The sequence below is a fragment of the Ascidiaceihabitans donghaensis genome (assembly GCF_900302465.1).
Classification (GTDB): Bacteria; Pseudomonadota; Alphaproteobacteria; order Rhodobacterales; family Rhodobacteraceae; genus Ascidiaceihabitans; species Ascidiaceihabitans donghaensis.
Genome location: NZ_OMOR01000001.1, coordinates 573,002 through 591,488, shown reverse-complemented (window position 1 = coordinate 591,488; position 18,487 = coordinate 573,002). Strand labels below are relative to the sequence as shown.

The 18,487-nt window shown below is 56.2% G+C and carries 19 protein-coding genes; 8 read left to right on the top strand and 11 right to left on the bottom strand.

Annotated features, from left to right (window positions below):
- Nucleotides 1-62: 62 nt before the first annotated feature.
- Nucleotides 63-800, top strand: coding sequence for an N-formylglutamate amidohydrolase (locus ASD8599_RS02900; protein WP_108827143.1), 738 nt, complete (start codon nucleotides 63-65; stop codon nucleotides 798-800).
- A 78-nt stretch (nucleotides 801-878) separates the two neighbouring features.
- Entirely contained in the window at nucleotides 879-1,190 is a 312-nt protein-coding gene (locus ASD8599_RS02895) for a DUF1244 domain-containing protein (protein WP_108827142.1), read from the top strand.
- Between the two features lie 27 nt (nucleotides 1,191-1,217).
- Here ASD8599_RS02895 and ASD8599_RS02890 read toward each other — a convergent pair whose 3' ends face one another.
- The 3 genes from ASD8599_RS02890 to dgcN form a co-directional block, all read right to left on the bottom strand.
- Nucleotides 1,218-2,078 carry a D-amino-acid transaminase gene (locus ASD8599_RS02890; protein ID WP_108827141.1) on the bottom strand — a complete coding sequence of 287 codons (861 nt, stop codon included), beginning with the start codon at nucleotides 2,076-2,078 and terminating at the stop codon, nucleotides 1,218-1,220.
- A 5-nt stretch (nucleotides 2,079-2,083) separates the two neighbouring features.
- Nucleotides 2,084-3,049 (bottom strand): N-acetyl-D-Glu racemase DgcA, encoded by a 966-nt coding sequence (gene dgcA / locus ASD8599_RS02885; protein ID WP_108827140.1) that lies wholly within the window; start codon nucleotides 3,047-3,049, stop codon nucleotides 2,084-2,086.
- Between the two features lie 72 nt (nucleotides 3,050-3,121).
- Complete coding sequence (dgcN, locus tag ASD8599_RS02880) at nucleotides 3,122-4,123, bottom strand: N-acetyltransferase DgcN (RefSeq protein ID WP_108827139.1); 1,002 nt, start codon at nucleotides 4,121-4,123, stop codon at nucleotides 3,122-3,124.
- A gap of 292 nt (nucleotides 4,124-4,415) precedes the next feature.
- Here dgcN and ASD8599_RS02875 point away from each other — a divergent pair, with 292 nt between their 5' ends.
- On the top strand, nucleotides 4,416-5,372 hold the full coding sequence (locus ASD8599_RS02875; RefSeq protein ID WP_108827138.1) for an L-malyl-CoA/beta-methylmalyl-CoA lyase: 957 nt from the start codon (nucleotides 4,416-4,418) through the stop codon (nucleotides 5,370-5,372).
- 61 nt (nucleotides 5,373-5,433) lie between these two features.
- Nucleotides 5,434-5,898 (top strand): DUF302 domain-containing protein, encoded by a 465-nt coding sequence (locus ASD8599_RS02870; RefSeq protein ID WP_108827137.1) that lies wholly within the window; start codon nucleotides 5,434-5,436, stop codon nucleotides 5,896-5,898.
- A 71-nt stretch (nucleotides 5,899-5,969) separates the two neighbouring features.
- Here the strand turns inward: ASD8599_RS02870 and ASD8599_RS02865 are convergent, their stop codons facing one another.
- Nucleotides 5,970-6,422: an Lrp/AsnC family transcriptional regulator gene (locus ASD8599_RS02865; protein WP_108829970.1), complete on the bottom strand. Its 453-nt coding sequence runs from the start codon at nucleotides 6,420-6,422 to the stop codon at nucleotides 5,970-5,972.
- A gap of 72 nt (nucleotides 6,423-6,494) precedes the next feature.
- Between ASD8599_RS02865 and ASD8599_RS02860 the strand changes: the two genes are divergently transcribed.
- Together ASD8599_RS02860 and ASD8599_RS02855 are read left to right on the top strand one after the other, a co-directional pair.
- The gene (locus tag ASD8599_RS02860) at nucleotides 6,495-7,088 is read left to right on the top strand and encodes a LysE family translocator (protein WP_108827136.1); all 594 of its coding nucleotides are present in this window, start codon (nucleotides 6,495-6,497) and stop codon (nucleotides 7,086-7,088) included.
- A gap of 105 nt (nucleotides 7,089-7,193) precedes the next feature.
- Entirely contained in the window at nucleotides 7,194-8,156 is a 963-nt protein-coding gene (locus ASD8599_RS02855) for an acetyl-CoA carboxylase carboxyltransferase subunit alpha (protein WP_108827135.1), read from the top strand.
- A 50-nt stretch (nucleotides 8,157-8,206) separates the two neighbouring features.
- Here ASD8599_RS02855 and ASD8599_RS02850 read toward each other — a convergent pair whose 3' ends face one another.
- The 5 genes from ASD8599_RS02850 to xylF all read right to left on the bottom strand — a co-directional run bounded on the left by ASD8599_RS02850 (nucleotide 8,207) and on the right by xylF (nucleotide 12,685).
- Nucleotides 8,207-8,599 (bottom strand): DUF1636 family protein, encoded by a 393-nt coding sequence (locus tag ASD8599_RS02850; protein ID WP_219928849.1) that lies wholly within the window; start codon nucleotides 8,597-8,599, stop codon nucleotides 8,207-8,209.
- 4 nt (nucleotides 8,600-8,603) lie between these two features.
- Complete coding sequence (locus tag ASD8599_RS02845; protein WP_108827134.1) at nucleotides 8,604-9,509, bottom strand: glucokinase; 906 nt, start codon at nucleotides 9,507-9,509, stop codon at nucleotides 8,604-8,606.
- A complete protein-coding gene (locus ASD8599_RS02840) occupies nucleotides 9,509-10,267 on the bottom strand; it encodes an ATP-binding cassette domain-containing protein (RefSeq protein ID WP_108827133.1) in 759 nt (252 codons plus the stop codon). Before ASD8599_RS02840 ends, ASD8599_RS02845 begins: the two co-directional genes overlap by 1 nt.
- 11 nt (nucleotides 10,268-10,278) lie before the next feature.
- A complete protein-coding gene (locus ASD8599_RS02835; protein WP_108827132.1) occupies nucleotides 10,279-11,532 on the bottom strand; it encodes a sugar ABC transporter permease in 1,254 nt (417 codons plus the stop codon).
- Between the two features lie 139 nt (nucleotides 11,533-11,671).
- A complete protein-coding gene (xylF, locus tag ASD8599_RS02830; protein WP_108827131.1) occupies nucleotides 11,672-12,685 on the bottom strand; it encodes a D-xylose ABC transporter substrate-binding protein in 1,014 nt (337 codons plus the stop codon).
- 175 nt (nucleotides 12,686-12,860) lie between these two features.
- On the opposite strand from xylF, the gene ASD8599_RS02825 reads away from it, so the two are divergent.
- Both ASD8599_RS02825 and ASD8599_RS02820 read left to right on the top strand, forming a co-directional pair.
- Nucleotides 12,861-14,066, top strand: coding sequence for an ROK family transcriptional regulator (locus ASD8599_RS02825; protein ID WP_108827130.1), 1,206 nt, complete (start codon nucleotides 12,861-12,863; stop codon nucleotides 14,064-14,066).
- Nucleotides 14,056-15,606 (top strand): CRTAC1 family protein, encoded by a 1,551-nt coding sequence (locus tag ASD8599_RS02820; protein ID WP_108827129.1) that lies wholly within the window; start codon nucleotides 14,056-14,058, stop codon nucleotides 15,604-15,606. The genes ASD8599_RS02825 and ASD8599_RS02820 overlap by 11 nt, the downstream gene beginning before the upstream one ends.
- 48 nt (nucleotides 15,607-15,654) lie before the next feature.
- On the opposite strand, the gene ASD8599_RS02815 is transcribed toward ASD8599_RS02820, so the two are convergent.
- The gene (locus tag ASD8599_RS02815) at nucleotides 15,655-16,962 is read right to left on the bottom strand and encodes a cytochrome-c peroxidase (protein WP_108827128.1); all 1,308 of its coding nucleotides are present in this window, start codon (nucleotides 16,960-16,962) and stop codon (nucleotides 15,655-15,657) included.
- Entirely contained in the window at nucleotides 16,959-18,410 is a 1,452-nt protein-coding gene (gene xylB / locus ASD8599_RS02810) for a xylulokinase (protein ID WP_108827127.1), read from the bottom strand. Before xylB ends, ASD8599_RS02815 begins: the two co-directional genes overlap by 4 nt.
- Nucleotides 18,411-18,487: the final 77 nt, after the last annotated feature.

Sequence of the window (18,487 nt, the reverse complement as noted above, 5' to 3'; positions counted from 1 at the left end):
GCCCAATTCACATTCCGGAGCAACTGCCGTAAACCTCATGGCAGCACCAAGGTAACAGACCCATGACATTTCAACCATTTTTCACCCACGGCGCATCTCGCAGCAACCCTTGGCTGATCACATGTGATCACGCCAGCAACACCGTGCCAGACTTTGTGAACGGCGGGGATTTGGGTCTGGCCCAAGCAGACATGCAACGCCACATCGCCTATGACATCGGTGCGGCCGGGGTAACACGCGCACTGGCCGATATACTGGATGCGCCCGCAATTTTGTCGAATTTCTCACGGCTAGTGATAGACCCCAACAGGGGAATGGACGATCCGACGCTGCTGATGAAGCTGTACGATGGCACAATCATTCCCGGCAACAGGAACGCCTGCGACGCCGAACGCCAACGCAGGATCAATGGCTGCTACACACCCTACCACACGGCATATGAAACTTTGGCAAAGCGCCCCAATACGGTTCTGGTGTCGATCCACAGTTTCACACCCCAACTTAAAGGTCGCGACCTGCGGCCGTGGGAAATCGGCGTGCTCTATCACACCGACACGCGCATGGCCCTGCCCTTGATCGACAGCTTCACTGCAGCGCTGGACACACCGGTCGGCAACAATGAACCCTACGCAGGGCACCTGCCCGGCGACGCGATTGATCAACACGGGCTGCAAAAGAACCGGCCAAACGTACTTATCGAAATCCGCAATGACCTGATTGAAACAGAGCAAGATCAAATCAAATGGGCCCACTTCCTTGCAGCGCACCTTGTAAAAGCCCGCGCCATGACCGACCTTTGATCCAACTTCATCTCGCCAAATAAACCTCGGGGTCCGGGGCCGCGCCCCGGTCCAACCCCAGCCAAAAGGACCAACCCGATGGATGCTCAAACCCAACTCGAACTCGAAGCAGCAGCGTTTCGCCGCCTACAAAAACACCTGATGGAAGACCGCACAGACGTGCAAAACATCGACATGATGAACCTGACAGGATTCTGCCGGAACTGCCTGTCGCGCTGGTATCAAGAGGCAGCAAATGAACGGGGCATCGATATGACAAAAGATGAAGGGCGCCACGCCTTCTACGGCATGACCATGGATGACTGGAAAAACAACTTCCAGACAGATGCCACAGGGGCACAACAGGACGCGTTCAAAACTGCCTTCAAAGAGAACGTGACAGACAAGTAAGGTGGGCTTCAGCCCACCCTACCAATCTTAAATCGCAACCTTGCGGCTTTCATCCAGATAGATCTCGCGCAAGCGCTTGGACACATGTCCGGGCACACCGTCGCCAATCTGTGCGCCGTCGATCTCGACCACACCGTTCACGAACATCGTGGCCGAGGTAATGAACGCCTCGTCAGCCTCTTTCGCCTCGTCGATGGTAAAGTTGCGCTCTTCCACTTCCATTTGCGCCTCTTGCGCGAAACGCAAAACCGCAGCACGGGTGATGCCGTGCAAAATGTCGTTGGACAAAGCACGGGTAATGATCTTGTTGCCTTTGACGATGTAGGCGTTGTTGGATGTACCCTCGGTGACAAAGCCGTCTTCGACCATCCAAGCGTCATCGCACCCTGCGGCCTTGGCCATCATTTTGCCCATGGACGGGTACAGCAATTGAACGGTTTTAATGTCGCGGCGGCCCCAGCGTTCATCAGCGATGGAAATCACTTTGATGCCGGTTTTTGACGCGGGGCTTTCGGTGACACCCGGCTTGGATTGCGTAAATAAAACAACCGTACAAGGTGTCGTTTCGGGATCAGGAAACGCAAAATCGCGATCCGCAGGTGCGCCGCGTGTGATCTGCAAATAGACACCGCCATCTACGACGTCGTTGCGTGTGACCAGTTCACGGTGGACTGCCAGTAATTCATCTTTGGTGATGGGGTTTTTCATGCCCAGTTCGCTCAAGGATCGATCCAAACGCACCGCGTGCCCTTCGAAATCAACCAGTTTGCCGTCCAGAACAGACGTTACCTCATAGACACCGTCCGCCATCAAAAAACCACGATCAAAGATAGACACTTTGGCTTCGTTTTCGGCAACATATTCGCCGTTCAAATAGACTGTGCGCATTGGATTTATCCCCATAGTGTGGCTGACGGCGGGTGCACGCCAGCGGCATCAAATGTCAAAGGTTCATCGCGGTCTTCGGCCAGAAGAAGCGGGCCGTCAAGGTCCGTTATCAGCGCACCTTGGGCCACCAAAGTTGCCGGTGCCATCGCCAAAGAGGACCCGACCATGCACCCGACCATAACCTTATAGCCCTCAGCCAGCGCAGCATCACGCAGCGCCAAAGCTTCTGTCAAACCACCAGTTTTATCCAGCTTGATGTTCACCACATCGTATTTACCGCGCAATTTGGGCAAGCTTGCTGTGTCATGGGCACTTTCGTCTGCGCAAACAGGCACAGGACGCTCCATTCCCAACAAAGCGTCATCTTCGCCCGCAGGCACCGGCTGCTCAACAAGGGCAACGCCCAAACGCACCAAATGAGGTGCAAGATCGGCATAAACCTCAGCAGACCAACCTTCGTTGGCATCTACGATGATGGTGGATTTAGGGGCACCGCGGCGCACGGCTTCCAAACGCGGCATATCGTCCGGAGTGCCCAACTTGATTTTCAACAACGGGCGAAAGGCGTGCTCGGACGCTTGAGCCTGCATCGCTTCGGGCGTATCCAATGACAAAGTGTATGCTGTGATCTCGGGGGTCGGGGCAGACAGACCCGCCAGCTCCCAAACACGTTTGCCGGCCCGTTTGGCTTCTATATCCCAAAGGGCACAATCCACCGCATTTCGCGCGGCACCCGCCGGTAAAAGATCATACAACGCCTGGCGGGTCACATCGCCGGGCAATCCCTTGATCTGATCCGTCACACTGTCAAGACTTTCACCATAGCGGGCATAAGGCACACATTCGCCCCACCCTTTGTGGGTGCCATCATCAAGATGAACCGTCAGCACCTTGGCCTCGGTGCGAGAGCCCCGCGCAATGGTAAACACCTGCGCCAACTTGAAAATGTCATGGCTCACATCAATGCGCATTATATCCCCCGTTCATCTCGCAAAGAAAACCTCCGCCGGAGGCATCCGGCAAAGGCAGCATAGACCGAACCTTCAAAGTTCAAGCAAACGATCCACCAAAGGGCCCGCCCCAAAGCGGAACGGATCGGTCGCGGGCAGACCCATGCGATCCTCAATCTCTGTCAGACAGGCCCGCGCCTCTGCTTCGTCCAGCGCTTTGGTGTTCACTGACACACCAGCAATCTGGCAGTCTTGATTGGCCACACGGGCAATGGGCAATGCCGTATCACGCAACTGCTCCAAAGAAGGCAACGTGTAATGCGGCAAACCACGCATGTGCGTGCGGGTTGGCTCGTGGCACAAAATCAGCGCATCGGGTTGGCCACCATGAATCAAGGCCATGGTCACACCGGAATAAGACACGTGGAACAGGCTGCCTTGGCCTTCAATGTGATCCCAATGGTCAGCATCATTGTCCGGGGTCAGGTACTCAACAGCACCAGCCATGAAATCAGCAATGACCGCATCCAAAGGCACGCCCTTGCCTGTGATCAAAATCCCGGTCTGTCCTGTCGCGCGAAAGTCCGATTTCAAACCGCGCTTTACCATTTCAGCGTCCATGGACATGGCCGTGTACATTTTGCCACACGAACAATCGGTGCCGATGGCCAAGACACGTTTGCCTGTGCGTTTTTCACCGTTGGCGATCGGGTAAGCCACGGAAGGCACACGCACATCATGCAAAGTACGACCATTGACTTTGGCAGCAGCTTGAAGCTCGTCTTCGTCGCGCAACAGATTGTGCAGGCCAGCAGCCACATCGTAACCCATCTTCAGGGCCTCGACGATTACCACTTTCCAAGCATCGGAAATGATACCGCCACGGTTGGCAACACCAATCACCAAAGTCTTGGCGCCTGCGTTCAGCCCTTCTTCTAGCGTCAGATCGGCAATGCCCATATCCGCGCCGCACCCTGGCAGGCGGAACTGGCCAACTGCATTGTCAGGACGCCAGTCCTTGATACCTTGCGCCACTTTAGCAGCCAATTGATCAGGCGCGTCGCCCAGGAACAAAAGATAAGGTGTTTGGATCATAGCGAAGCCCCCACGGTGTGAATGATTGTGTCAGTTTCGGGCAATATCGCTGACCTATCACGCAATTCAATTCCAATTCTCAGCCAGGGCAGCGGATTTTGGAAAATATCTTCGATGATGTCTTGGTTTGTTCGAATATTCTTGCGTCTTGGCCAAAAAATCAACGAAACCCTCCGACTCACACAACGTCAATGCTGCAGGTGCAGAATCCCGCTTGCACCCTTCTGCGCAATTTAATACCTGCTTAAGGCAATCCAAGCGCAACAATGTTTCCCACCCGAAAGGCCACAAAATGAGCTTCCGCCTGCAACCCACCCCACCTGCACGCCCAAACCGCTGCCAGCTTTTTGGTCCGGGTTCCAACACCAAGCTGTTTGCCAAAATGGCAGCGTCGGCCGCAGACGTCATCAATCTTGATCTCGAAGACAGCGTCGCCCCCACTGACAAAGACGTGGCGCGCGCCAATGTGATTGAAGCCATCAACACCGTTGATTGGGGCAACAAAACCTTGTCTGTGCGGATCAATAGCCTCGACACCCCTTTTTGGTACCGCGATGTCGTGGACCTGTTAGAACAGGCGTCTGAACGCCTTGACCAGATCATGATTCCGAAAGTGGGCTGTGCGGCAGACATCTACGCCGTTGACGCGCTGGTTACTGCAATCGAAGCCGCAAAGGGACGCACAAAACGCATCGATCTTGAGGTCATCATCGAAAGCGCTGCGGGCATCGCCCACGTTGAAGAAATTGCTGCATCTTCCCCACGCCTTGTCGCCATGAGCCTCGGCGCCGCCGACTTCGCCGCGTCTATGGGCATGCAAACGACAGGCATCGGCGGAACACAGGAAAACTACTACATGCTGCACGAAGGCCAGAAACACTGGTCTGATCCATGGCACTGGGCACAAGCCGCAATTGTTGCAGCCTGCCGTACACACGGTATTTTGCCCGTTGATGGTCCATTCGGAGATTTCTCCGACGATGAAGGGTGCCGTGCGCAAGCGCGCCGGTCCGCGACATTGGGAATGGTCGGCAAATGGGCCATCCACCCGAAACAAATCGCAATCAGCAACGAAGTGTTCACACCCTCCGACGAAGCCGTATCCGAGGCCCGCGAAATTCTGGCAGCTATGGAAACAGCCAAAGCAAATGGCGAAGGGGCAACCGTTTACAAAGGCCGCCTGGTGGACATCGCATCCATCAAGCAAGCCGAGGTGATCGTGCGTCAGCATGAAATGATCAACGGATAAGTGATTTGCCAAAGGCGCGAATGGCGCGTCCAATGGGGCCTCCACTTTCGTGCGAGGCCCCATGCGTTTTCTCATCCTAGTTATGTGTTTCATCCCGCTGTCTCTGCGGGCGGAAGACCTGTCTGTCCGCGACGGCTGGGCCGTGCACAAAACCGATAAACCCTATGTACAATTGGTCAAAGACACGCGTGCAGCCGTCAAGACGCATGGCATGTTCGTGGTCACACAAGCGGGACCAACCGCAGCGGCAGCAAAACGTGGCATCACAATACCCGGAAACCGGGTGATTGGCGTGTTCAACAACGACTTCGCTGTCAAAGTGTTGGGCACTTCAACCGCCGCAATGATCGAAGCACCCATCAGGCTCTATGTGACAGAAAACGCCAACAAGACTGCGACCCTGTCATACAAGATGCCTACATTCATTTTTGCGCCCTACAAAAAAGATGGCGGAACAGAGCTGATGACGCTTGCGGAAGAATTGGATTCAATCTTCGCAAAGATTGCAAAAGACGCGCAAAACTAGCGTTCTCTTTTTGCTAAAAATATCCCGTTGGAGACCGCGCAGCGGGCGGGGGCAGCGCCCCTTGGATTCTATCAGGCCCGCGCATCCTTTGGGGATCCCATAACCACATAGGTTGTGATGGCATTCACTTGCGGATGGGCACCTAAAAAGTCTGTGTGAAAAGCTTTGTAAGCGGCAATATCAGCGCATTCAACGCGCAGCAGATACTCGATCGTGCCAGTGATGTTGTGGCATTCCGTGACTTCAACAGCCCGGGACATCGCGCGTTCAAAGCCTTCCTGACTTTCCTTGGAATGATCGCGCAAACCGACCCCAATATAAGCCAGAAAACCTATACCCAACGCGGTGCGATCCAAAACGGCGCGGTAGCCGCTGATAAGACCCGTCCGTTCCATTTCTTGCACGCGGCGCAAACAGGCAGACGGAGACAAGCCAACCCGGTCCGCCAATTCAAGGTTGCTGATCCGTCCATCGCGGATAAGCTCTTGCAATATATTTTCGTTTATTTGATCAAGCTTCGCCATTTGTTGCAAAATATAACGCCAATCACGTGACTTCGCAATTTCAAAGCACATCAAACAGTAAATAGTTGCGGCATGCAGTATGATCTTTTGACGGCGCTTGCCGGTTTCGCCTTTGTCAGTTCAATCACCCCGGGCCCAAACAACTTGATGTTGATGGCGTCGGGTGCGAATTTTGGATTCATCCGTTCTTTGCCACATATGGCGGGGGTGGGGTTCGGGTTTCTGGCGATGATCATTCTGGTTGGCCTTGGACTGGGACAGGTGTTTGAAATCTACCCGATCTCCCACACGATCCTCAAAATCGGGTCGGTTGTGTATCTACTGTATCTTGCGTGGAAAATCGCGACGTCTGCACCGAAGGAAACATCGGACCAAACCGGAACGCCGATGACATTTCTGCAAGCATGTGCGTTTCAATGGGTGAACCCAAAGGCATGGACCATGGCTGTCACAGCCGTAACAGTTTACACGCCCGACACCAGTTTTTCAGCGCTGTTGTTGGTGACGGCTGTTTTCGGGGCATTTAACATTCCATGCATCACGACATGGAACTTGATGGGACGCGAAATGGCGCGCGTTTTGACCAACCCCACGCGGTTGCGCATGTTTAACTATTCGATGGCGGCGTTGCTGGTGGCCTCGCTTTATCCTGTGCTCTTTCCCTGAGAGCCACATCGCGTCCTGCGCCCACTCATCAGCACAGCGTTGCAAAATGCATCATAGCCCGCCATATAACACCCAACACGGCAGCCAGATCTGAGGGACAGGGCAATGACGCAATATATGGAATTTGAAAAACCTCTCGCCGAGATCGAAGGCAAGGCCGAAGAATTACGGGCTATGGCGCGCGACAACGAAGATATGGACGTCACTGCAGAAGCCGCAGCCCTCGACGTCAAAGCGGCCGCCATGCTGCAAGAGCTGTACGCGACACTGACGCCATGGCGCAAATGTCAGGTCGCGCGCCACCCCGACCGCCCCCATTGCGCTGATTACATCAAAGCATTGTTCACCGAATACACGCCGCTGGCCGGCGACCGGAATTTCGCAGATGATCACGCCGTCATGGGTGGTTTGGCCCGCTTCAACGGCACCCCTGTGATGGTGATTGGCCATGAAAAAGGCAACGACACCAAATCACGCATCGACCGCAACTTTGGCATGGCGCGCCCCGAAGGCTACCGTAAAGCCACGCGGCTGATGGATTTGGCGGGGCGCTTTGGTATGCCTGTCATTACCCTTGTCGACACGGCAGGGGCCTATCCCGGAAAAGGCGCAGAAGAACGGGGCCAATCAGAGGCCATTGCCCGCGCGACGGAAAAATGCCTGCAAATCGGCGTGCCGTTGATTTCGGTGATCATCGGCGAAGGCGGGTCCGGCGGCGCTGTGGCATTTGCCACGGCCAACCGTGTCGCGATGCTGGAACATTCGATTTATTCGGTGATCTCGCCCGAGGGTTGCGCGTCGATCCTGTGGAAAGACGCAGAAAAAATGCGCGAAGCAGCAGAAGCCCTTCGCCTTACAGCGCAAGATCTCAAGCAACTTGGCGTCACCGACCGCATCATCCCCGAACCCTTGGGCGGCGCACACCGTGACTGGCAAAAAGCCATAGAAGCTGTCAGTGCAGAAATTGGCGATATGCTGGCAGAATTGGGCAAAATGAAACCAGCAGAGCTGATCTCGGATCGCCGCAAAAAATTCCTGGATCTGGGCTCCAAGGGGCTGGCGGCGTAACGCCCAGAAAATTACAAATTTTCTGGGCCGTTGTCTTTGAAAGGCAACGGCTATAGCTCAAACGACGGCACACGCGCTCGCAAGTGATTGCGCAGATCTCCCAGTGGCCGGGCGTCTTCAATCCAGCCCTTGTCCAACGCCAGAAACTTCTGGCTCAGGGTGACGATATCGGGCTGCGCGTCCTTCACATCCAAACCGTCAAAGACGTAGGTTGCCCGACCTTGCCCTTGCAGGCTGATGTTCACCGGCGCCACGCAACCACCCAGACAGGAAACCGCGTCGACTTCGATGGCGTCACTTAGCCCCGCCTGCTTCAAAGCCCCACGCAAAACGGCACAATCCTGACGCGCAGTGTGCCCTTCCACGCGTTCGCACGTGGCACAGACAAGCAACCGATTTTGAGCATCTTTCGACATAGGCGCATTTGCAGCGCCCTGCGTCATCGTGTCAACCTGAGATGTATCGTGCGCAACCGTACAACGCAGCCGTGTCATCGGTTATCAGATATAGCGGAATTTCACCAAAACGCCCTGCAAAGGCAGCGTCCTTGCCCGCCTCTTGAACAACGATCTCTGCCACGTCTTGCCCCAGAATGGCCCGGGCCAACGACCCGTTGAAATACAAGCCCCCAAGCGGCAAATACTGATAGATCATTTCCCGGCAAAACACGCCCAAAGCACGCGAAAACAGGGCCTTCGTGGCTTGAGACGCTGCATCGCAACCTCGCGTGATCGCAGCAGGTTCGGCCTGAATACCACACAGAAGGGTATGGATTTTCGCAAGTCCGGGTCCCGAAAAGCACTGCTCGACCGTTTGGAAGTCTTGCGCGGCGGCGCCCAGTTCTGATTTCAGGATTTGCATCACCCGCACAGGCAGGCTGGCATGACCAAGCTCTGCCTGAAACACGCGACCATCCCCGCTTAGGCTTACATTGAAGCCTGTCGCCACACCAACAACAAGGGCCTGCCCTTCTTGGGCCGCACCACCGCCAATGCGCTGCACAGCCTCTGTCGGCAAAGCAGGCAAAGCATACCCCAAAGCCGCCAGATCATTGATCACTTGCACGTCTTCAAAACCCAGCTGACCCTGCAAATCATCCGCATCGAAGCGCCACGCCCCATTTGTCAAAGCGCCCGAACGCCCCGTCACAGGACCCGCAATTGCAACGCACAGGCTGTTTGGGCGTGTGCCACCGCGTTGCGCCAAATACATGGCAACCACGCTTTCGAAACTGTCCATGCGAGCATTGGCGTAATGCATCGTGCTGCCCGCCACAATCTGCCCCTGCCAATATACGGCAAGGCGCGTGTTGGTGCCCCCAACATCCGCCAATAGCGTCGGCGCGTTTTCCATCAGGCTGCGGCCTCGCCTGGCTTTTTGCCCAGAATGATCATGCTGAGCAGCTCATCATCCGTCACGTCATTCACATCCACGGTGTCGACCAACTGGCCGTTCTTCATCACCGAGGCCCGATCGCACAGCTCCATCACATCATGGATGTCGTGGCTGATCAAAAAGATGCCAATGCCGTCGGCCTTCAGCTTCTGGATCAATTCGGACACCATCTGCGTCTCGTGTGGTCCAAGGGCAGCGGTGGGTTCATCCATGATCAGAATGCGCGCGTCAAAATAAACAGCCCGTGCAATGGCCACGGATTGGCGTTGACCGCCAGACAGCGCAGACACAGGTTCTGCGAATTTCTGGAAGTTCGGGTTAAGGCGGTTCATGATTTTGCGGGTTTCGGCCTCCATCGCGTCATCATCCACAAAGCCCAAACCACTGGTCAGTTCACGCCCCAAAAACAAGTTGCTGGCAGCGTCCAGATTATCGGCCAAAGCCAACGTCTGATAGATGGTTTCAATGTTATAGCGTCGCGCATCACGGGGATTGTTGATGGTGGCGCGTTCGCCATTGATCCAAATTTCACCACTGTCAGCGGCATAGGCCCCCGATAGCATCTTGATCAGCGTGGATTTGCCTGCGCCATTGTGGCCCAAAAGGCCCACGACTTCGCCGGGATATAGGTTGATGGATACGTCGTCTACAGCCCGTACACCTCCAAAGGCGATGGACATGTTGCGCAACTCGACCAAAGGGGTTCCTGTTGTCATGAGCCTTCTCCTTATATGCCGGTCTTGCGGCGATAAACGATGTCGATCCAGACGGCAAAGACCAGAACCAGCCCCACCACGATGGATTGCAACGGCGCATCCACACCAACCGAGGCCATGCCCGATTGCAGCGTTTGCATGATCAGCGCCCCGATCACGGCACCGTAGATGGTGCCAAATCCGCCCGCCAATGCAGTGCCACCAATGACGGCTGCCGCGATAACGCGCAGCTCGTCCAAAGTGCCAAGGCCCACATCCACTGCACCCAATCGCGCTGAGGCCACGACCGCCGAAATCCCTGTCAACGCCCCCATCAGGGCAAAGACCTTCACTGTCAAAAGCCGCGTGTTGATGCCCGACAGCTCTGCCGCTTCGGGATTGCCCCCGGTCGCATAGACGTAGCGGCCAAAGCGGGTGCGCGTGGACACAATTGTCATCACAACGGTAACGGCCAGCAGAACAATCACTGGAATAGCCACCCCGTGGTTCCAGACCATTCCATCCGTATACTCAATGCCGCGCGCTTCGGTCATGCGCTTCATAGCACCCTTGGGAATTGGATAGCTGTTCATGGTCCAGACAAACGCCATGATCAGACCTGCCGCCAACGCGACCAGAATGCCCTCGGCCCACATCGGTTTCACCGTGAACCCATGGGTGGCCTTGCGGCGGCGGCTTGCCAAGATCAAAGCCACAGCAGCCAACGACGCGACAACACCGAACCCCCACGACAGGGTCTCGCCCAGCGTGCCTTCAGCCCCGCCGCCCAACAGGCGGAATGTGGGGTCAAGGGGCGCGACTGTCTGGCCTTCCGTCACCCACCACATCGCGCCACGGTAGACCAGCAGCCCCCCAAGCGTCACGATAAAGGCAGGCACCGTCAGGTAGCCGATAACCCAGCCCTGCGCGGCCCCGATCACTGTTCCCATCATCGTGGCGGCGATGGCCGCGATGATCCAGATCGACCAGTGCCCTAGCCCCACGTAGTCAGGCAAAACATGCACTTGCAATGCAGCAACGGCCATTCCGATAAACCCAAGCAACGATCCCACTGACAAATCGATGTTGCGTGTCACAATCACAAACACCATGCCCGTGGCCATGATCGCCACCGATGCAGTCTGCACAGACAGGTTGAATAGGTTGCGTGGCGTCAGGAAACGTCCGCCTGTGATCAGATCAAACATCACACATAATGCTACAAGTGCGCCGATCATGCCCAGAAGGCGCAGGTCGATGCCAAGTTTGGTAAGGAAGGTTTTCATCACGTCACCTTTAGGAGTGAGAAGCGGGTGCACGAACGGGATGCGCGTCAACAGGCGCTCACCGTGGATGCTAGAAAATTATGAGGAGAAGAAGCGAGGTGTCCCCCCGACCCCGCAAGGCCGAGAGGACTGGGAGTGTTTAGTTACAAGCGGCGTTGGAAGAACCCGCGCACAGCTTGTCTTTTTCGATCCAGCCTGCGTCGATCACGACGGACAGGTTGTCGGCTGTTACAGGAACCGGCTCAAGGAAGCGGGCCTGCAATGTTGTGCCTGCTGGAGACGTCCATTCGCCAGAACCTTCAACAGTTTCGCCTGCGGCCAATGCAACGGCGGCTTCAGCAGCTGCTGTGCCAAGGGCGCGTGCGTCTTTCCAAACGGACACAGTTTGCGTGCCAGTCGCGACACGGTTCAGAGCGGCGTGGTCACCGTCTTGGCCGGACACTGGAATGCCTTCCATGCCTTGCGCTGTCAGAGCCGCAACAACACCGCCCGCGGTGCCGTCGTTGGAGGCCACAACCGCGTCCACTTTGTTGTCTTGTGCGGTCAGGATCTGTTCCATATTGCGCTGTGCGTTCGCAGGCACCCAGCCGTCTGTGTAAGCTTCGCCGACAATGGTGATGTCGCCCGCGTCAATCGCCGCTTGCAGCACTTCTTGCTGACCACCACGCAGGAAGTCTGCGTTTGGATCGGTTGGGGAGCCCTTGATCATGACGTAGTTGCCTTTTGGCATGGCGTCCAGAACCGCACGGGCCTGCATACGACCCACTTCGACGTTGTCGAATGTCAGGTAAAAGGCGCGGCTGTCTTCGATCAAACGGTCATAGGCAATAACAGGAATACCTTCGTCGGATGCTTGCTGCACGGCCGGACCAACAGACGACGCGTCTTGCGCCAGAATGATCAGCGCGTTTGCGCCTTGAGCGATCAGCGATTCAACATCAGACAATTGCTTGCCGGAAGAAGATTGCGCGTCTGCAGAAATGTATTTTGCACCAGCGGCGTCCAAAGCAGCTTTGATTGCGGCTTCGTCGGTTTTCCAGCGCTCTTCCTGAAAGTTTGACCAGCTCACACCGACGACGATGTCTTCAGCCCAAGCGGCTGTGCTCATCAACACGCCTGCTGTGACCGCGATTGCAGTTTTAAAAAGTTTCATTTGTTCCTCCCGAACGATGTCACCCGCTGGTTTTGCAATTTTTCATGCGGGGTCGAATCTGTTGTAGCGAGATTAAATTCGCTTTGCAAATTAAATTGGACACAGGTCTATTTTTTGGTGCAAGCTTGGTCTTGGAAGGCCGATCTGTGTATAACCATCGGCAGGGAGAACGGGCATGGCATTTGGACATCAGCGCGAACAGGGGCGACGCGTGTTGCTTCGCGCCATTGAACGGCACGGACCAATCCCACGCATAGACCTGTCTCAGGTCACGGGCATTTCCCGTGCCACCGTCACAACAACCACAGCAGACCTATTACGCGAGGGCCTGATCGAAGAAGTGCCCCGCCAAGACGGCGCAGAAACCAGTCGTGGCCGCCCCCGTGTCGATCTGAAACTGCGCGGCGATGCCCATTGTGTCGCCGGGATCAAAGTCTCCGACACTACAATATCAGTGATGTTGTCAGATTTTGTTGGCACCGAATTGGCAAGTCGTGACGTGGACCTGCCCAAAGGCCCGAACGAAGCAGATGCGCTTGCTGATCGCATCGCAAACGTCGTGCAAACACTGGCACAGTCCATTGGCAAAAACCTGTCTGATCTATCTGGCGTGGGCGTTGGGCTGGCGGGGATTGTCGACGCGCAAAACGGCACAGTCTACTGGTCGCCGTCCCTGACCGCCCGCAACATCAATTTTCGGGACATCCTGTCCCTGCGCATGGGGGTGCCTGCATTTTTAGACAATGACGCGAACCTCGTGGCCATGGCAGAAAAAAGCTTTGGTCTTGGGCGCGGACATTCCGATTTCATCGTTGTTATCATTGAAAGCGGCGTTGGCATGGGCATTGTCTTGAATGACCAAATTTATCGCGGCACACGGGGTTGCGGCGCTGAATTCGGCCACACCAAGGTGCAATTGGCCGGTGCGCTGTGTCGCTGCGGGCAACGCGGATGTCTTGAAGCCTACGTTGCCGATTACGCCATGTTGCGCGAAGCTGCCAGCGTTGGCGCCATTGACCAAACCCTGCCCCCCACAAAGCAGTTTGAACAACTTTTGGCTGCAGCCAAGGCCCAGGATCCCACGGCAGAAACCATCGTGGCGCGGGCCGGGCACATGTTCGCCTTGGGCCTTGCCAATCTGGTCAACGTCTTTGATCCCGAGCTTATCATTCTGGCGGGCGAGCAGATGAAATTCGACCACCTTTACGCCGAAGAGGTTATCGCCGAGATGCGCAAATCCATCGTTCAAATCGACAAGGCCCCGCCCGAAGTCGTCATCCACAAATGGGGCAACCAGATGTGGGCCAGCGGTGCCGCGGCCTATGCCTTGGACTTCGTCTATGACATGGCGGCAAAGGATGTGCGTGAAGATGCAGGGTAAAGTCGCGCTATTTGCAGCAGGTATCGCATGGGCCGGGTTTGCACCATTTTCGCTGGCTGACGTACAGTTTGCCCCGGTGACGGTGCCCGAACATGTCTATACAGGTGGCTGGGAACATTTTGTCGGGGGCGGCCTTGCCGTTCTGGATTGTGACGGCGACGCAAAACCCGATCTTTTTGCGGCGGGAGGTGCTGCGCCTTCTGCGCTTTGGCGCAACACAAGCTCCAAGGATGGGATAGAATTTGCCCCCGTTTCAGAATTTGCGCAACTGTCCGGCGTCACGGGCGCTTACCCGATGGATTTGAACAACGACGGCCACCTTGATTTGGTGGTGATGCGGGTTGGCGAAGACACAACCCTTTTGGGCGACGGTCAATGCGGGTTCACCCCTGCCCCGCTGCCGGGCGTTGCGTTCGAAGACCGCTGGACAACAGCTTTTTCCGCCATCTGGTCTGGCGATGACACTTTGCCCAGCTTGGCGTTCGGGCATTACGTGGACAGGTTTGATCCAGATGGACCCTTCGAGGCATGTGACACCAACCTGCTGTTGCGCCCCGACCAAACGAACAACGCCTACACCGCCACGGAACTGGCACCGGGGTTTTGCGCCTTGTCCATGTTGATCTCCGATTGGTCACGCGGCGGCACACCGGACCTGCGCGTTAGCAATGACAGACACTACTATGTCAAAGGTGGCGCAGAGCAGCTTTGGACTTTGGGCGACACACCGCGCCTTTACACACAGGACGATGGGTGGATTACCCACCAACTTTGGGGAATGGGCATCGCATCCCGTGATCTGGATCGCGACGGGCTGACCGAGGTGTTCTTGTCCTCGATGGGCGACCAGCGTCTGCAAGAATGGACGGGACAAGGCGCTGAATTCAAAGACGCCCCCTTTGAACGTGGTGCCGCCGCACACCGACCCTACACGGGTGGCGACGGGCGACCATCAACAGGATGGCACATTGCATTGGGCGACGTACAGAATGACGGCATGGATGATGTGTTCATCGCCAAAGGCAACGTCCAACAAATGCCCGGCATGGCGATGGAAGACCCCAACAACCTGCTTATTCAAGATGAAAAAGGACAGTTTTCAGAGGCGGGCCTGACCGCAGGCATCGCCAGCCTGCACCGTGCCCGTGGCGCATCCCTGACCGATCTGGATGGTGACGGGCTATTGGATCTGATTGTTGTGAACCGTATGGCGGCGCTCGAGGTTTATAAGAACACTTCTGCACAAACAGGGTATTGGCTAAGCGTTGAAGCCCGTCAACCGAACGCGAACACACGCGCCATTGGCGGCTGGATCGAAGTTATGGACGACATGGGGTTGCAAGTGCGCGAACTGGTGATTGGTGGCGGACATGCAGGCGGCAGCGCAGGTCCTGAACACTTTGGACTTGGTGACGCTGAAGGCATCATGATGCGCGTTATCTGGCCTGATATGACAGCCACACAGTGGATGGCTGTGCAAACCAACCAACGCGTACGCGTGATGCGCGACGGGGAAAGTGCGACGCTGACCCGCTATTAGGATCAGCCCCTTTCACCACCAGCGCCACAGGGTTAATGGGTCCTGCCCTTAGTCAAAGGGCAAACCACTTGGGACAGACGCTGGAATGCCCAAGGCCCCGCGCAAGCTTTGCACATCGGTCAACGCATTCAAAAACGCAAGCAATTGCGACACCTCCGCATCGGTCAAATCTTGTGGCTCAAGCTGATTTGCCTGTGAGATACGCGTGACCTCTGCGGTATCCGCCATCACTGCGAAATCCCCTTTTCCCAAACCGTCAGGCAACACAGCCTGATCAGCCAAATAGGTTTTTAACGCCCCCAAAGGATCAAGGTGATGGCGCACCACACCTTCCAACGTCGCATAGGCTCCGGCGTGCCCATAGGGCGCTGTGTGCGCAACATTGCGCAAACTTGGCGTGCGGAACGCATAGGCATCTGCGGTATTTCCAGTCACACGCATGCGCCCCAGATCGCGTTGGTGATTTTCAAATATAGCCGCTTTGCCCGGCCCGATTTGCGGCATGGCGATTGCGTGGAACTTATGATCGGTCTGGAACAGGCCCGCATGGCATGTGGAACACCCCGCAGAGCCATAGAACAATTCCATCCCCGCCATAGCATCCGTGTCCATAGGGGCCCCACGACGCAAAAACGCATCAAATGGACTGTTCACTGCACGCCATTCAAAATCCACAAACGCCGCAATTGCGTCGGAAATGTCCGTGAAATGCACAGCCGTGTCCGCACCTATGATCGGATCGAAAGCGGCGCGATAAGCCGGAATTGCCTCAACCCGCTTGGCCAGAATATCCCAAGCACCGTCCGGTCCGGTGATCACGCCCCGCCGGACCGCACGCGACACATCGTTTTCCCCCAAATGCCCGGCCATTTCATCAGCGGACAAGACCGGAAACATCGTTTGTGCCGACAACAATGAAGCAAAACCTTGCTCCATCTCTGAACCCAAGGGTGTGCGAATACCGGACGGGCGCGTGGTGTCGACTTCAAGCCGCCCGTCGTGGAAGAACGATGTGAATTCCGAAGCGCCAATATTGAACAACATAGGCGCATGACGCGGTATCCGCTTTTCCGGCAGATTGTCCGCATCTACCTTACGCACCGGCCCCAGCCCGATACCGCCATCGCCAATCCCCAAAGACACGCCATCAGCGGTGTTGAATTTCGGATGATGGCACGTGGCACAGGACACCGTTTTGTTGCCCGACAAGATGGGATCGAAAAACAACAGCTGCCCCAACGTGATTTGCGCATTGTTTGTCTGCGGGAATGATACATCAGGCGTTGGAAGGTCCGCAGCCTGAACGGCGACCACAGCACACGCACTTATCAAAACCGTTGCGAATACCCTTTTCATTGCAGTGCCTTCATCGCTGAATATCCCTTGCAGTATCGTGCATAACCCTGCGCGTAGGGCTCTACCAAAGATGGATCAGGATGGACCGTCCGCGCAAGGGTTGGTTTTGTCATGATCGTCGCAGGGTCGGCACCCGTTACACCGCATATCGCCAGTCGCGCCGCACCAAGGGCCGCGCCAAATTCACCTTGCGCCGGAACGTCCAGCGGAAGGTCCAGAATGGACGCCAGCATCGCAACCCAATGATCCGACTGTGTCCCGCCCCCAATCGCCAAAAGCCGTTTTGGTGCAGCGCCTGTTGCGCGCAATGCTTCCAGACTGTCGCGCAAGGCATAGCACACACCCTCCATGACGGCGCGGGTCATGTCATTGCGTGTATGCGCAATATCAAGCCCCAGAAAACCGCCCCGTACTGCACTGTCGTTGTGAGGCGTGCGTTCGCCGGACAAATACGGCAAAAACAACAGATCATTTGGCGGTTCGGGCGTCGCCCCCAAGGCTTGGGTCAACTCAGACGGCGTGACGCCCGTGATCCCGCTCAGCCAGTTCATACTGTCTGTGGCCGCCAAAACGACCCCCATTTGATACCATTGCGCGGGCACCGCATGGCAAAAGCTATGTACGGCCGTCTCGGCCATGGGCGCGAATCCATCCCGCGCGGTCAAAACGACACCAGACGTGCCAAGCGATACAAAACCGTCTCCGTCTTCCATCGCCCCCACCCCGCACGCAGCGACGGCATTGTCGCCGCCCCCTGCCACAACTTGCACATCCTCCGGCAATCCCAGCAAAGCCGCGATATCGGGTTTTACAGTGCCGATACCTTCGGTGCCTTCGTAAAGCATTGGCATTTGGTCGCGGCGCATGCCCGTAGCGTCCAGCAACGTGTCGGACCAGTCCCGTGCCCCAACATCCAGCCACGCGGTCCCCGCACTGTCAGACATGTCCGAAGCAGCCACACCGGTGAGCCAGAAATTCATGTAATCCTTTGGCAGCAGAACCTTATCAACCTGTTCAAACAACGCAGGTTCATGTTGCGCCATCCACACCAGTTTAGGGGCTGTAAAACCGGGGAACACAATGTTGCCAGTCACTTTGCGAAATACTGGATTTGAATCCAAACGGGCCGCCTGACTGTGACTGCGGGTGTCGTTCCACAAAATGCAGGGGCGCAAAACAAGACCCTCCGCATCCAGTGTCGTGGCGCCATGCATGTGACCAGACATCCCGATGCCCTGCACTTTGGCAAAATCGGACGGATAAGACGCCTTCAGCGCAGCCATCACGGCAATACAGCTGTCTGTCCAGTCCTTCGGGTTTTGCTCTGACCAGCCACTGTGGGGATGCGACACGCTGTAATTTGCATTGGCGTCACCAATGGTGCGCCCCGCTGCATCAACCAGCAATGCCCGCAGGCCCGAGGTGCCCAAATCAAGACCGATAAACATTGCCGCTCTCCTGTGTTTCCAAATGCGTTTCCGCCACTGTGACGCATTTAATTCTAAAGTTAAATTAAAAAGGTCCG

Bases quoted from the DNA above. Each gene is read 5' to 3' on its own strand.
- ASD8599_RS02835 (WP_108827132.1), bottom strand. From the start codon at position 11,532: ATGAAAACCTTCCTTACCAAACTTGGCATCGACCTGCGCCTTCTGGGC.
- ASD8599_RS02900 (WP_108827143.1), top strand. From the start codon at position 63: ATGACATTTCAACCATTTTTCACCCACGGCGCATCTCGCAGCAACCCT.
- ASD8599_RS02850 (WP_219928849.1), bottom strand. From the start codon at position 8,599: ATGACGCAGGGCGCTGCAAATGCGCCTATGTCGAAAGATGCTCAAAAT.
- xylB (WP_108827127.1), bottom strand. From the start codon at position 18,410: ATGTTTATCGGTCTTGATTTGGGCACCTCGGGCCTGCGGGCATTGCTG.
- xylF (WP_108827131.1), bottom strand. From the start codon at position 12,685: ATGAAACTTTTTAAAACTGCAATCGCGGTCACAGCAGGCGTGTTGATG.
- ASD8599_RS02860 (WP_108827136.1), top strand. From the start codon at position 6,495: ATGCAGTATGATCTTTTGACGGCGCTTGCCGGTTTCGCCTTTGTCAGT.
- ASD8599_RS02840 (WP_108827133.1), bottom strand. From the start codon at position 10,267: ATGACAACAGGAACCCCTTTGGTCGAGTTGCGCAACATGTCCATCGCC.
- dgcA (WP_108827140.1), bottom strand. From the start codon at position 3,049: ATGCGCATTGATGTGAGCCATGACATTTTCAAGTTGGCGCAGGTGTTT.
- ASD8599_RS02820 (WP_108827129.1), top strand. From the start codon at position 14,056: ATGCAGGGTAAAGTCGCGCTATTTGCAGCAGGTATCGCATGGGCCGGG.
- ASD8599_RS02895 (WP_108827142.1), top strand. From the start codon at position 879: ATGGATGCTCAAACCCAACTCGAACTCGAAGCAGCAGCGTTTCGCCGC.
- ASD8599_RS02870 (WP_108827137.1), top strand. From the start codon at position 5,434: ATGCGTTTTCTCATCCTAGTTATGTGTTTCATCCCGCTGTCTCTGCGG.
- ASD8599_RS02875 (WP_108827138.1), top strand. From the start codon at position 4,416: ATGAGCTTCCGCCTGCAACCCACCCCACCTGCACGCCCAAACCGCTGC.
- ASD8599_RS02845 (WP_108827134.1), bottom strand. From the start codon at position 9,509: ATGGAAAACGCGCCGACGCTATTGGCGGATGTTGGGGGCACCAACACG.
- dgcN (WP_108827139.1), bottom strand. From the start codon at position 4,123: ATGATCCAAACACCTTATCTTTTGTTCCTGGGCGACGCGCCTGATCAA.
- ASD8599_RS02865 (WP_108829970.1), bottom strand. From the start codon at position 6,422: ATGGCGAAGCTTGATCAAATAAACGAAAATATATTGCAAGAGCTTATC.
- ASD8599_RS02855 (WP_108827135.1), top strand. From the start codon at position 7,194: ATGACGCAATATATGGAATTTGAAAAACCTCTCGCCGAGATCGAAGGC.
- ASD8599_RS02825 (WP_108827130.1), top strand. From the start codon at position 12,861: ATGGCATTTGGACATCAGCGCGAACAGGGGCGACGCGTGTTGCTTCGC.
- ASD8599_RS02815 (WP_108827128.1), bottom strand. From the start codon at position 16,962: ATGAAAAGGGTATTCGCAACGGTTTTGATAAGTGCGTGTGCTGTGGTC.
- ASD8599_RS02890 (WP_108827141.1), bottom strand. From the start codon at position 2,078: ATGCGCACAGTCTATTTGAACGGCGAATATGTTGCCGAAAACGAAGCC.